Below are 14,199 nucleotides of genomic sequence, written 5' to 3'. Positions count from 1 at the left end.
CTCCATCTTTCAAGCGGGTGGCGAGCTGTCTTCTTTTCGAGTAATTTCAGAATAACAGTGAAATGTGAAAAACTTATGAACACCATATGTATTTTGTAATAACATTAACCATATTGTTGTGTTATATATTAAAAGGATTGCGACGACGGCTAAATAATTGGATGGTCATTGCTACTATTCCTTCTACAAAGATTGCTGCTACGCATAAAAGGAGACTTAGTCGAAAAAACTAAGTCTCCTTTTATATGTTCTGAAATGACCTTATTTCCCAGGGATTAAAGCCACATAAATAGTCGGATAACCAATTTCTAAGTTTCGGGTATCATTCTGCGTTACCGTTGCAACGCCAATGCGCCAACCCTTGAACTGGGCGTAGGTCACCGGAGCTGGCTGTGAATAGTCGTCCTTGGAAGGAATTGGTGCCCCTTTGCTCATGGCGATTCTTGAGAAGTAATCCTTGAGGGTTAGCTTACCTGCCTTATAGGCATTGGTCAGGGTGTTGCCATCAACAGAACCATCCATCGAACTAATCAGGTGGATTTGTTGCGCTTCCTTAGGTGAGAAGCCATTATTTTCGACGCAGGACTCCCAGTTTTCTTGGTAGGTTTCTCCGTCGTCATTGGCGACTACAAAGTCCTGAACCAATCTCGTCAACCGCTTGTCGGTCTTAACACCCGGGAAAAATTTAGTGATCTTCTGGGACTGAGCAGCTTCCGTTTTGACATAAGCTAGTGTGACCTTAGGCGCGACCGGTTTGGGAACTGGCTTGAGGTATCCGCGCCAAATCCAGCCCTGCATCTTACCGTTACCATTACGCACATGGTAGTAGATGGCGTAGTTATGGCGATTTTTCTGGTAAAACTTCTCGTGAGCATCGGTAAACCAAGTCGTGGCACTGACCGAGGCATTTCGTTCATAACGAACCGTTAAGTGTCTAGAGTAGCGGTACCCTTGATTGGCAGTAAACTGGTGCTGCCCCATCGGTTTCCGCCAAATCACACGAACCGAGTTACCGCGTTTGGCCGAGTATTGACTCGCTGACGCGGTCGTGGTCGCAGCCAGCCATAAGCCTACCCCCAGACTTAAAGCCAACATCCCCTGAATGAATCTTTTCATATGTAGTTTCCTCCTAACTATGAGGTAAGCTTAGCACTTTGTCGGTGGGCTTACCAGTTAGCAGCTGGTAACTAATAGATGAAAATGGTCGCATTCGCTATCGAAAATAGATGGCACTTTATATTGAAAAAGCCACCCCCTTCTAGAGTTGACTTTATCTACTTAATTTGTCGTACTTAATTTGAACAGGTTACCAAGGGACGATACCATCAATATCTGAAAACGTGCCAGAATCAGTTAACGTATTAGAGGTGGCTAATTCCACAGTCCGCGCCACCCCCACTTGCACGGTCCGATTACCGCCGCCACCGCCGAAACTGGTGTCTACCCAACCGGGATTGACGGCGTTTACTGTGACCGGCGTTCCCTCAAGTTCGGCAGCGAGTTTGATGGTGAACATATTAACCGCTGACTTGGAAGCCTGATAGCCAGATGCTTGTAGCCTGTGAATGCTGGTACTGGCATCGCTGGCCAGCGTCAATGACCCCACTGCACTGGAAATATTGATAATTCGGCCAGCCGGCGCTGCCTTCAGGAGTGGTAAGAAGACCTGTGTGACGTCGATCAAGCCGAAATAATTCACGTTAAAATCTTGCCGAATTGCATCTAGTGACAGTTCCGACGGCTTAGTCTCATGATCAACGGCAATCCCAGCATTATTGATGAGAATATCTAAACCAGCTGTGATACTTGCTTTCGCGGCAACAATCGACTCATGATCGGTCACGTCTAACTGTATCGCCTGCGCTTGAACACCGGCAGCCTCGAGCCGGGCAACAGCGGCCTGACCACGAGCTAAATTCCTAGAACCAATATAGATATACTGGCCTTTCAAACCAAGTTCTAGGGCTAATTCATAACCCATCCCGCGATCAGCGGTAGCGTCAAGAATCTTGTGTAAATGAAATGCCTTCGTACATATAATATGTATCTAACTTAAATAAATGATGCTTCCAAGGTGTCCTGGAGTCCTTTGAACCCTCGGTGGATCCGCTTCAGAGACTTCTCGTTATAAACATTAAACTGAGAAACCAGGAAGCGATCCAGTGAATCTTCCGTTGGAAATTGTTCTTTGTGGTGGGTGGTGCGCTTGAGATGCTTATTAAAGTTCTCAATCAGGTTAGTGGAGTATAGTGATTGCCGGATAGCTGGTGGAAAGTCCATGAAAGTGAGTAAATTCGGCATTTTAAGCAGATCTTTGATTAATTTGGGATAGGTCTGATGCCAGTTGTTGGCGAACTCATTCAGTTTCAGTTCGGCTGCTTCACGGTTGGCGGCCCGATGAACTTGTTTAAAGTCACTGATCACGGCCTTGCGGTCTTTTACGCGAACTTTGTTCATCAGATTCCGCCCAACATGAACCAGGCAACGTTGTCGTTTGGCTTTAGGGAAATGCCGATTCAAGCCTTCATCCAAACCAACTAACCCATCGGCCACAAACAACAGCACATCTTTAACGCCCTGCTTGATCAAGGTTCCCAGCAGTTCAGTCCAGATTCCAGTCGATTCCGTTGGCGCCACTTGGTAGTTCAGCACTTCTTTCGTACCATCTGGACGAATGCCAATCGCAATATGAACGGCTTCTTTTTGAACGGTATCCCGCTTTAACGGCAAGTAAGTGGCATCTAAGAAGATGGCCGCATATTGTGAAGCCAGTCGACGTTGCTGGAAAGCTTGAACCTGTTCATTGACGGCTTTAGTCATGTTGGAAACCGTGGCTTTGGAGTAGTGAGCACCGTACATTTTCTCAATGAGTTCGGCAATTTCAGCAGTGGTAATTCCCTTGGTATACAACTGAATGACCGTTGTTTCTAAATTATCACTGTGCCGACCGTAGGCTGGCAAGGTATGATTTTCAAACCGGCCATTGCGATCTCGAGGAATGGTTAAGTTAAGTTGGCCGTACTTCGTATCAAACGAGCGCTCATAACTGCCGTTGCGGTTATTACCAGTGTTAATCCCAGCGTATGAGTAGCGTTCGTAACCCAAAAACTCTGCCAATTCGGTTTGAAGCAGCTGGTTAATCGCAATTTCGAGGTGGTGACGAAAAACTTCGTCCAAATCTTGCTTTTGGGCTAGTGCAGCGATAATTTCTGTGGTAAGTTCATTCATGGGGAATGCCTCCTGTGATGTTTTCTGTGGTTACTAAATATCATAAGGGAAGGCATTCCCTATTTCTATACAATTCAGAAATCTTTTATGCATTTACACAAGATATTTTACGCTCTCCGATCAGCGCCCGTAATTAATGTCTTGATAGTCATATCCATAGCTTCCTTTTCTGTTATGATGGACCTACTATATCAACCTAACGTAACGGGAGGTCAAGCCAAAATGGACAATAATAAATTAATGCGGATCGGTGAGTTTGCGAAAGCCGCTAATGTCACGATTCGAACAGTCAGATATTACTTAGAGTGTGGCTTATTACCACCAGAAAAGCGCAATGAAAATAATCAACGGGTCTTTAATGATGAAGACCTACACTGGATAACTAACTTACATTATTTGCGAGAAGCTGGCATGTCGATTGTTGAATTGCAACACTACACCACCTTAGTACGTGAGGGCAACAGCAGCTTACCGCAACGAATTGAATTAATGCGCGAACAACGTAAGCGCGTCATCGCTGCGATTGCTGATAAGCAGGAACAGCTGAAGGTGATTGATCATAAGCTTGAGCGGTATTTGGCTGGAGACAGTGCAGTGATGTAAGCAACACAAACAAACAGGCCTCGACGATTTCGAGACCTGTTTGTTTGTGCGTATTGTGTTACTTATGGTGTGGGCTCCCGTAACTGCCCACTTAGCGATTAATTCCAAAACCGCGTCACTTATGATACGGTGATCCGTAACAGGTTAGACTGCGATTACTCCAATCAATTGATTTAAGTATGATATAATTCTCAGAAGTAAACTATACATACAGCCTTAGAGCTCGTGAGTTCGATTTCCACTCCTGCTATCTGAAATTACCGGTTATAAGCACTGCATTCCAATCTCTATTCTCAAGTTGTCTCTACGATTCCTTGAAAGAGGTAATGTATATGCATACTTTACTCACCATCTTAGCTGTGTCTCTGGTTTACTTACCAGCGAGATACTTAATCCGGTGCAGGGCAATTTGTAAATCACTCACAGCTGATAGATTTGGGCTAGTTTAACCACTAGCTCATTTTTTATATAATGAACTCAATCACCGGAGTATCAGGCAGTTTGGGGCTGACTTACCCCTAGAGTAAACACTCAGTCCAAACCCATACAAGAATAATCTCAAAATACGTAAATCCCCAATTGCAACGATCTACGAAATGAACGGGTCGCGTTCATTTCGCAAGGAGTAGAAGCGTCTGCACTCTGATGCGATAGCTAAGACGGCCCTAACAAATATACGAGGATAATCGAACTAAGGTATTCCCGCCTAATCATCTAAGATGAACTTTGGCTAACATACCTGATACGTCAAGCTCCCCACAGACCAAAATGATATAGATTGTATCTTATGAGATAATTACTGAAAGCTTTCCTCTACGATTTTAACTTTCTGGCGTAAAAAATAGGCTTAGTTATCACTGATTTAGACCTTCATAACACAAAAATGACACCAGCCGACAGCGCAAGCTAATCGCCCTTACCTCATCGCTTATAAAGAAAACACCATATATCGAAGACATCAAAAAGTGAATCCTTACGAGATGAATTATCAAACCGCGTGTAGCACTAAACAAGAAGAGTTAACTTTAATCTCCGCCTTCGCATTATTAATGCATAGTCGTATCTATTTACTAAATACGTAGCTCTAATAACTCCTTTGGCTCAACCTTAACCATTCCACCACCATAAACTCTGCCAATTTCTAAAAACTGACTATGTGGTACTTTTGTTAGCTTGTCAAAAAGAATATCCTTCATGTTCTTAAACTCCGGTTTTAAATATATCAAAAGAAAACTATTAGTCGCTATTATTCTATCCGTGTCTACCTTCACAAATCTGGCTCTCTCTAATCTCTTAGCATTGAATATGTTACCAAATATATAGTCCGGAGATTTTCTAATCTCCTGTTGATACCATACCTTTCGATGAGAGGTGATATACTTTTTATCTATATCATTATCTTCACCCCATTTTAAGTACTCCTCCAAGTTAGGATACTTATGACCTATCACCTCTCGATCTAATCGTGTATAAAGTACATGTTTAAATACGTTTACATTAGCATCTGTGATAGTATCCTTATTCAAAAAGAGTTTTGGATCATAAACTGGAATAGATAACATATTGTCCTCAGCAATATTACGTGGTAACTCCTTTATGAAAAAAGCATTATTCCCAGTAGCAATACCTCGCTTAACATCGACAAAATCACCTAGTCTCTGACCAACAATATTTACTTCTGACTTGACGTTAAACAACTTCAACCACTTATCCGTTTCCAAATCATTTTTCTGAATATCTATTTTTTCATCTGGAACAGCCATTCTACTTCCTTTGGTAATTAAAACATCACCAGTCGGTTGCTCCTTTTTAAAAACTACGACCAAAGAGCTCACCGTTGCATTTTCAAAATAAGATTCGGTAAATGTATACATATGCATACGTAATAAATCAACTTTGTTTGTTAAATACTCTCGTAAAACGCGACCGTAATTATTACCTAAAAAATCTCCAGGTAATAACCAAACACTCATTCCATTCTGTTTTAAAAAGCAATGAGCATGTAACATAAAATACACATACAAACTAGCATATCCACTTACCTCAATTCCCATTTCATCAACGGAAAGTTCCTGTAAACGTAGCTTTTGCAATCTACTTATTTTCTGCGATCTTACATATGGAGGATTAGTTATTATTAAATCACTTTTCTTCTTTGCATGTACATTGAGAAAATCATTTCTTGAGATCGACACATTTCTATCATTTCGATATTTATCATCCAGTCTGCTCTTTAGTTTAGGATCAATTTCGACTCCTGAAATGAGTACATTTTTATCATACAATTCTTCTCGTAGTGCATCTATGAACACGCCTTCACCAGCTGCAGGCTCCAAAATATCAACAGATTCCTTATCTAAATATGATTTTATAGATTTCACTATATCTCGTGCCATCCATTCAGGAGTAAAATACTGCCCCAATTCTTGATAATCATCCTTTTTCTCATCACCAAAAAGACTTAACTGTTTCATTAACTACCCTTCCCTCTCTTCAATATATTCTTTTAGTGTCTCTGGTAAATGTTCCCAAAAAATTTTAATTCCTGATTGTCGTTCAAAGTCTAGATATTTTTGATTGAAGTAACCACCAATAAATAAGCAAAAATCAATCTTATCATCAGGATAACTCTCCTGTAAATCCAATACCTTTTCAGCTTCTTCCTTTCGCCGTTTGTTCACATTAGCAAAGTCACCAGCCGATTTACATTCAATGAAGACATAGTTAGATATTTGAAAATCTTCGAGACCCTTTAAATGAATTACTACGTCCACAGGTTGATTTGCTTTTCTCGCCGCCACGTTCATTCGCAAAGAGTATTGGCCTGCATAGAGGGCTTTTATGTTAGTATCCTCATTTGGAATATTCTTATATCCTAGACTGCCCAGTACGTATTTAATTACTTTCATCTGACGTGGCTCTTGAGCATTTCTAATTTTTGAACTAACCTGTGCATTAGTTAATCTATCTGTAATAATTGCAGACTTCAACTTAATTTTCTCTTCCTTACTCATTTCAGAAGGCAAATCATTCTGAAATCCTTTTATCACCAATAGAATTCGCATCAGATCATCGGAGAAGTCATTTTCATCGTATGCCTTACTAACCCTAGGCAACTTTCCTTCTTCCAAACTCTTGACTAGTGTCCCTCGCTTAAGATCTGCCAAGCCTGCCAAACGATCTGGGGACAATATTGGATCGCAGCTAAACCTTAGCAATTGAATTATCCTAGGATTTCTTTTGATTATCTCAATCTTCAAACCACCCATCACAATTCCTTTTGAAACTTCAGTAATTGTGGAATCGTTCATAAAGGGTTTCTTTGTCACTTCATAAATGGCCGGAGTTTCATTTACGTACCATTTATTGTATTCTTCTACAGATTTTTTTATATCATACGTATCACTAGTAGCTTGCCGTCCAGTATGGAGTGTTTAAATAATTATGTGTAAATAGAAAAATAAGCAATTGAAAAGGGAAAGCCTCTCCCTTATGATAGTTAGCAACCACACTCACTTCATAGGACATAGGAGGCTTTCCCCATGACTCAGTTTAACAAAGAAATTATGGCAGCACTAGCACAAAAGCAAGATTTGGACGAAGTTTTTCGGCAACATTTGGAAACGGCCATCAATGATTTAATGCACGAGGAACTTTCATCGTTCCTCGGTTATGAACCCTACGACCGCCAAGGCTTTAACAGCGGCAATTCACGCAATGGGCATTATCTGCGAACCTTTAAAACTAAGTATGGGGAACTAAACTTGGAGGTTCCACGCGACCGAAATGGCGCCTTTAATACGCAAACTATTCCAAGCTATCAACGCCAAACGGATGGTTTAGAAGCCACGGTTGTCCAGCTCTACGAAAAAGGGATTACCACTAGTGAGATCGCGGATTTGATTGAGAAAATGTATGGTGCTCATTACACACCACAAACGGTTTCAAACCTCACGAAGGTCGTTGACCAACAGGTCAACGCCTTCAAGACGCGCCCTCTAGCGAGTCGTTACGCAGTCATTTATGTGGACGCAACATACTTACCTCTGCGCCGGGACTCAGTGGCTAAAGAAGCCGTGCATATCGCCATTGGCATTCGACCAAATGGTATGAAAGAGGTCCTAGCATACCAAGTCGCTCCAACTGAATCCAGTACCGTTTGGGAAGAGCTTCTCGTGGACATTCAGCAGCGTGGTGTAAAAGAAGTCCTCTTATTCGTGGCCGATGGCTTAGTCGGCCTTACCAACACAATTGGTGACCACTTCCCTAAGGCTAAGCTCCAGCAGTGCCTGATCCACGTCAGTCGGAACATTGAAGCTCACGTTCGAACTAAGGACCGACAAGAGGTCCTTAACGACTTCAAACTGATCCATCAAGCAGCTACCATGGACGACGCAAAACAGGCCTTAGCTGACTTCATAGACAAGTGGCAAAAGGCGTATCCAAAAGTAACGGGCAAGCTAGAAAATAATCCTCATCTCTTGACCTGTTTCACTTTTCCAGCTGCGATACGCAGTAGCATCTACAGCACAAATCTCATTGAATCATTCAACAAGAAGCTAAAACGGCAGACAAAGAAGAAAGAACAATTTCCAAATGAACCAGCACTAGAACGCGTTCTGGTCACAGTTATTCGTGACTACAACGGCCAAAATTTTGAGCGAACGCATCGAGGTTTCAAGCAAATTCAAGATACGTTAGAATCCATGTATTAGAAGCTAGCTAATGGGAGAGGACTTCCATTTACACAAAAAATTTGACACTCCCCCAGTATGAGCCTTATCCAGGTTTTCTTCACTTTTTTTCACTAATAACACCTTCTTAGGAGACTCTCTAAGTATATATTATTTGAGACAGCATTAATAGAGATAGGCTACTAGAGCTTTTACTAACTACTTTTTACTCCCATCAGTCTTGACACCTATACAAGTACTACCACTTGCGATTCCATCAAAAAGTTTATATTACGATTAATCCCAAGAAAAACAGCGTCACTTATGATACTGGAAACCATAACAAACCAGTCAGCGGTTACTTATATCAATTCATCCATTCGAAAATCCGCACTCTCTTGAAGATAACAATAGCTTAAAAAAAGAATCATTTCAGATCCCATCGACACTTATACAAATCATATTTTCTTGTACGTAAACCATCATCTACCATCAAATTCAGCCGGATTGATCAACTTATTATCTCCCTTAAAATATACTTGAACTCCGTATTTTTTTACATACTTATCTACGATTTTTAATTGTTATTTTCCTACATTTTACGACTGCCACATACATCCTAAATCAAAAAGCCGACCAACAGTAAAGTTGATCAGCTTTGAGCCACTCTATTTAGCTATCCTGCCACGTTAACTTCATCTTCAGTTATCACAGATGAACCCGTTTCTCATACTTAATCAGAATTCTTTGTTGTATTATTTTCTTCACTCGATACTTTTTTTGAAGTAGAACCGCTATTCATTAATCCTTCGTCTAAAATTATCTTAGCATCCCAAGTTCTATTATATTCGTAAATACTTGCAAATATCTTTTGATTGTCTGGAAATTCTTGATCTAAAAGTTCAAACATCTTCTTAACGTTTTCCGCGTCTACTTCCCCTGCCATCGGCGAATCAATGATAATAGGGAACGTTTTATCGTCCTGATTCTGTACAACCTTTAAAACAGCCATTCTATATGCAAAAACTAATAGGTGCAATTTTGCCCCACTATATCTTTTTAAATCTCTAGTAAAAATAAAATCTTCGTCCTCATCAAGCGTATCTTGCACTCCTAATATTTTTGCGAACTTAACAATAGTATTATATATCTTTCTTACTTGATTTATTGATCCTAAGCTATTCTTTTGTAAGGATTTTAAACGATTAATCTCTCTTGAGTTTTCTTTAAGTGTGCTCTCCATAGAATCCTGGGTGATATCAATTTTTCCTATAGCGTCATTAAATCTCCGAATCTGATCCTGATCTGAAAAAAGGCTCAATTGCTTATTTAAGTCTTTAGACATTTTATTTCTTTGAACTATACAATCTGAAAGCCCCCTCTTCTCTCTGGCTATTTGAGCTGTAAGCACTGCCTGATTAAAGTTAAAATCCATAATATTTTCTTTAGATACCGGTATAGCTCTATTATCTACCTTAATTACTAAGTGCATATCATCTATTAATTTATAAAATCTATCATTACTTTTAATTATTTCATCCAGTCTACTAATTTTAAACTTCTTTTTATTTATATCCATATCAATCGAACGTATCTGATCCTGTATCTCATCGATACCCGACCAATTTATATCATCTTCATTCTTTCTGCTTTCCATATTTAGAGTAAGTAGAGTCCTTATTTGCAATAAAACTTTTCGTTCTTCTTTTTTACTATCCATTTCAATTTGAATTTTTTCTGCATCTGTATTCGATATACCATCCAAAAGCGTTTCAATTTTAAACCGGATTTTCCCAATAACTATTCCTCTATTTAGCAGAGTCCATCCTTTATCTTGATCAAAGTATATTAGTCCCAGTAAATTATCGGCCAACTTCGGGTCCTCAATTTCGAAAATATTTGCCAGAACTTCAGTAAAATCCTCTGGTAATTTATACGTTCTTATATTCTTATTTACTTCAACGTTAATAATTGTGTCATGACGTCTTAATATCATTTTTTGATTTCTTTGTATAATTCCAATCTCCAAATTTAACTTAGAAAAATTAATTCCTTTGGTTGAAGGAATTGGATATCCCAATGCGTAAAGAACTAACCGAATTAAGGAGGTTTTTCCGCGACTATTTTTTTGGCTATATATCAAAGTTGTTCCCAAATCAAACTGGAATTTTTTGTTATCAATTAACAAATAATCAATCTTCATAGTTCAATGCCTCCTTAATATTACTAAAATCTGAATTGTTAGTAACAATTAGCCAAAGGATAAACTTTGCCACATCTTTATTTCTGACGTCATTTTCAATGTCTATCCCTAAAGGTGCGCATATCTTCTCATAATTTTTATTAACAAAGTCTCTCGCCTTATCGTCCCTGCTAAGACCATGATTCTGTTTTCCATAATCAAATAACAGCATATTTACTTTGGAAGTTACCGAAAAATCAAAAGCTTTCGGACTCAAAAATTCTGAATATTGACTTCTTATATAGTCTTCATTTTCAAAATCAATATTAAAAAGTGTTAAAAACCGTTCAATCTGCGATGTACCAATCAGTAAAGTAGCTGCTGTATAACTCGCAAAATCCTTTTTAGATATAGATTTTTTACTATCTTCTGCACTACGGTACACCAAAAATAGCATAGATTTAAGTAAAGAATCATATTTACTTAAATTAATATGCGCAGTATCCATAAACTTGCGAACCTTTTTCTCAAGTTCAGATAGTTTCGTTTCATCATCATCACCTGAGTATTCAATCTTCATTACCTTTAGTTTAGCAAAGTCGATTTCGCTATGATCTAAAGTTCTATTAAACTCCTCCAGCTTTTTTAGCATTCTAGGCGGCAAGGAACTGCTACTATATTTCCTATGTGGTGCATTAGCGAATTCTTGCCCTGCACGTTTCCCAAATAGATAGTTTGAATTAGTCAATAGAACTTCACTTTTAATATTTTCCAATCCATAATCAACAACATCTTGCGACAGGACTCTCAAAGCATCTATAACATATTTTTTATTGAACGTGTCGTATGGATTTTGTGTTTCTTTTGCTTGAATAAATGAATTTGTTCCATCGTTCCAAGTCAAAACAACATCTTCCTTACCTTCTACTTCAAATGATTGAACTTCATCAACGTTATCCAAAAAAAGATAGAGGGCCGCCATATCCTGAAAATTAAATCCGGCAACACCACCTGAGTTATTCGTTTTTTTTGCCAATCTATAGCGCCCCTTATCCTTCAAATTCCCTAACATTTATAGTTTTATCATATCACTACAAATGCTAGGAGACTTACCTACTACTCCACTATTTTACCAATAACCGCATCACTTATGATATGGGCTCCCCTCATTAATCATAAACGCCCGATAAACCTGCTCCGTCAGCACCAACCGCATCAACTGGTGCGGCAGCGTGAAACGGCCAAACGAGATCTGCGTGTTCGCTCGCTTCAGGACGGCTGGCGTCAGTCCCAGCGAGCCACCGATGACGAAGGTGATGTCTGAGTGGCCGTAGGTGGTCAGGTCCTTGATCTCCTTGGCAAACTCCTCCGATGAGCGTTCCTTGCCCAGGATAGCCAATGCGTAGACGTATTCGCGGTCCTTAATCTTACTCAGGATTCGCTCGCCCTCCGCCGCCATTACCTGGTCCATTTCCGCCTGCGACATGCTTTCTGGAGCCTTTTCATCCGGCACCTCGACGATGCTGAATTTGCAGAAACGGGAGAGCCGCTTGGCATACTCCGCGATTCCCTGTTTGAAGTACTTTTCCTTTAGTTTACCCACGACGACGAATTTGATGTTCATAATTATCCTCCTATACACAGGTTGTCCACAAAGTTATCCACAGGTGCACAACCTACCTTCCTAGATGTTGGGGGTAAATTGCGTCCCACCTACGACATCTATTTTTACTAAAATGTCAATCCTTATTTAGTTATCCACCGGTTTTACGCAAAACAGACGTTCGGCGTTCCCGCTTACAATCCCTGACACGTCAACGTTTAGCGACCGTTTTGAACGGATAAAGTTTTTCTTTCCACAGTTATCCCCAGCACCTGTGGATAACTTTTACACCGCTATCAATACCGTTCTAGTCCTGTTTATAACTTTTCTACCGGTTGGGGGTCCGGGTTGTCCCCTAAGTTATCCACAGATATAATTACCGTTATTTTTGCGGCTGAATTACGTTGGGGGGGTCACGTTAGTTCGTTCGGCCAGCCAACCGGCGGGTACGTTTTCATCCCGCCTTAACCGACCCTAAACTTCGGCTTTTCATTGAATAGTTTATCATACGCAAAAAGCGGCCGCTGGAAAAATCCAACGACCGCTTTCATTTTGACTAACTTTCTGAGTTTTCCGTCGTACTGGTAGTGTTCTTTAACTGCGAACTGCTCTCGGTCAACTTGACCTTCGTCGTCTGCTTCTTACCATTATGGTAGTAAGTCATCGAGACGGTATCGTTCAGCTTATACGTGTAGAGGATGTCTCGCAGCGTCGACTGGTCGGAAATCTTGTGACCACCCAACTCCGTGATGACGTCATACTTGGACAGGCCAGCCTTCTTCGCTGGTGACCCAGACGAAGCGCTCATGACCACGACCCCAGCGTCCACACTTGATGGCAGTTTCAGGACCGACTTCTGTTGCGAGCTGGAAACGTTGGCTAAGTCGACGTAGGTAATCCCTAACGCTGGCCGCACAACCTTGCCCTTCTTCACCAGCTGATTGATGATGTTGACCACTTCGTTTGACGGAATGGCAAAGCCCATCCCCTCAACACTCGTACCTTCAGCGTCACTGGCAATCTTCGATGAGGTAATCCCCACGACTTGCCCACCAACGTTGATCAACGCTCCACCAGAGTTCCCGGGGTTAATCGCGGCATCCGTTTGGATAACCGTGGCGTTCCCGGTCTGAGTTCCGGCAGAGTTCGTGGTCTCAATCGTCCGCTTCTTAGCGGAAATGATTCCTTCCGTCAGCGAGGTCGCATACTGGCTACCCAGTGGCGATCCGATTGCCAAGGCGGTCTCGCCGACCTTGATCTTATCGGAGTTTCCGAACGAAGCGACCGTCTTCAAGTCGGCACCATTAACCTTCAGCACGGCCAAGTCAGTCACGGAATCTTTCCCAACTAACTTCGCCTGCAACTGCTTACCCGAACTGGTCACGACCCGTAACGCTGATGAGCCGGAGACCACGTGGTTGTTGGTCACGATGTAAGCCGTACTGCCATCCTTCTTATAAACGACCCCGGAACCTTCCGAAGCCTCTTCCAATTCGGATTTCGACTTGCTGGAGCCAGAGGATGAACTGTCCCCAAACAACTGTCCCAGCGTGTTGCTACTACTATTCTGCTTCTGCAGGTTGACCACGGAGACCATGGCCCCCTTGACCTGGTTAAAGGCCTTGGTCGATTGGCTCGAGACGTTGACCGTCACGTTCGAAGTCTTCGTGTTACCAGTGGAATTACTTCCACTAGGAACAGCCGTATCATTAATACCACTATTATTAATATAAGAAATACCACCGTAAGCCACACCACCGCCAAGTAGTCCGGCGACAGCCGCCGTTACGGCTACCTTGGTTAAAGTGATGCCGCCCCGCCGCTTCCGTGGTTGGGGTTCCGGCGTGGGTGTTGGTGTTGCCTGGTTATTATCATTAGTCTGATTGTTTTGATTATTATTGTTATCCATA

General features: G+C 41.3%; 11 protein-coding genes. 2 read left to right on the top strand and 9 right to left on the bottom strand.

What is annotated here, in order from left to right; all coding sequences use genetic code 11:
- Positions 1–261 precede the first annotated feature (261 nt).
- The 3 genes from ACEPSU_RS00795 to ACEPSU_RS00785 all read right to left on the bottom strand — a co-directional run bounded on the left by ACEPSU_RS00795 (position 262) and on the right by ACEPSU_RS00785 (position 3,228).
- Positions 262–1,116, bottom strand: a complete 855-nt coding sequence (locus ACEPSU_RS00795; RefSeq protein ID WP_395322154.1) for a hypothetical protein — start codon at positions 1,114–1,116, stop codon at positions 262–264.
- Between the two features lie 190 nt (positions 1,117–1,306).
- Positions 1,307–1,981, bottom strand: a complete 675-nt coding sequence (locus ACEPSU_RS00790) for an SDR family NAD(P)-dependent oxidoreductase (protein ID WP_395361576.1) — start codon at positions 1,979–1,981, stop codon at positions 1,307–1,309.
- 71 nt (positions 1,982–2,052) lie between these two features.
- Positions 2,053–3,228 (bottom strand): IS256-like element IS1310 family transposase, encoded by a 1,176-nt coding sequence (locus ACEPSU_RS00785; protein WP_003561746.1) that lies wholly within the window; start codon positions 3,226–3,228, stop codon positions 2,053–2,055.
- Between the two features lie 222 nt (positions 3,229–3,450).
- Between ACEPSU_RS00785 and ACEPSU_RS00780 the strand changes: the two genes are divergently transcribed.
- Complete coding sequence (locus tag ACEPSU_RS00780; RefSeq protein WP_395322150.1) at positions 3,451–3,831, top strand: MerR family transcriptional regulator; 381 nt, start codon at positions 3,451–3,453, stop codon at positions 3,829–3,831.
- Positions 3,832–4,901: 1,070 nt separating this feature from the next.
- On the opposite strand, the gene ACEPSU_RS00775 is transcribed toward ACEPSU_RS00780, so the two are convergent.
- Complete coding sequence (locus ACEPSU_RS00775; protein WP_395322148.1) at positions 4,902–6,305, bottom strand: Eco57I restriction-modification methylase domain-containing protein; 1,404 nt, start codon at positions 6,303–6,305, stop codon at positions 4,902–4,904.
- Between the two features lie 3 nt (positions 6,306–6,308).
- Entirely contained in the window at positions 6,309–7,142 is an 834-nt protein-coding gene (locus ACEPSU_RS00770; RefSeq protein ID WP_395322146.1) for a XamI family restriction endonuclease, read from the bottom strand.
- Between the two features lie 231 nt (positions 7,143–7,373).
- On the opposite strand from ACEPSU_RS00770, the gene ACEPSU_RS00765 reads away from it, so the two are divergent.
- Positions 7,374–8,546 carry an IS256 family transposase gene (locus tag ACEPSU_RS00765; RefSeq protein ID WP_057879063.1) on the top strand — a complete coding sequence of 391 codons (1,173 nt, stop codon included), beginning with the start codon at positions 7,374–7,376 and terminating at the stop codon, positions 8,544–8,546.
- Positions 8,547–9,237: 691 nt separating this feature from the next.
- On the opposite strand, the gene ACEPSU_RS00760 is transcribed toward ACEPSU_RS00765, so the two are convergent.
- The 4 genes from ACEPSU_RS00760 to ACEPSU_RS00745 form a co-directional block, all read right to left on the bottom strand.
- A complete protein-coding gene (locus ACEPSU_RS00760; RefSeq protein WP_395322144.1) occupies positions 9,238–10,707 on the bottom strand; it encodes a hypothetical protein in 1,470 nt (489 codons plus the stop codon).
- Positions 10,697–11,722 (bottom strand): hypothetical protein, encoded by a 1,026-nt coding sequence (locus ACEPSU_RS00755; protein ID WP_395322142.1) that lies wholly within the window; start codon positions 11,720–11,722, stop codon positions 10,697–10,699. The genes ACEPSU_RS00760 and ACEPSU_RS00755 overlap by 11 nt, the downstream gene beginning before the upstream one ends.
- Positions 11,723–11,830: 108 nt before the next feature.
- Positions 11,831–12,310 (bottom strand): 23S rRNA (pseudouridine(1915)-N(3))-methyltransferase RlmH, encoded by a 480-nt coding sequence (gene rlmH / locus ACEPSU_RS00750; protein WP_020090078.1) that lies wholly within the window; start codon positions 12,308–12,310, stop codon positions 11,831–11,833.
- A gap of 535 nt (positions 12,311–12,845) precedes the next feature.
- On the bottom strand, positions 12,846–14,198 hold the full coding sequence (locus ACEPSU_RS00745) for a S1C family serine protease (protein WP_395323116.1): 1,353 nt from the start codon (positions 14,196–14,198) through the stop codon (positions 12,846–12,848).
- Position 14,199: the final 1 nt, after the last annotated feature.

The sequence above is a fragment of the Levilactobacillus parabrevis genome (assembly GCF_044051715.1).
Taxonomy (GTDB): domain Bacteria; phylum Bacillota; class Bacilli; order Lactobacillales; family Lactobacillaceae; genus Levilactobacillus; species Levilactobacillus parabrevis.
This window is presented reverse-complemented; position numbering and strand designations above follow the sequence as displayed.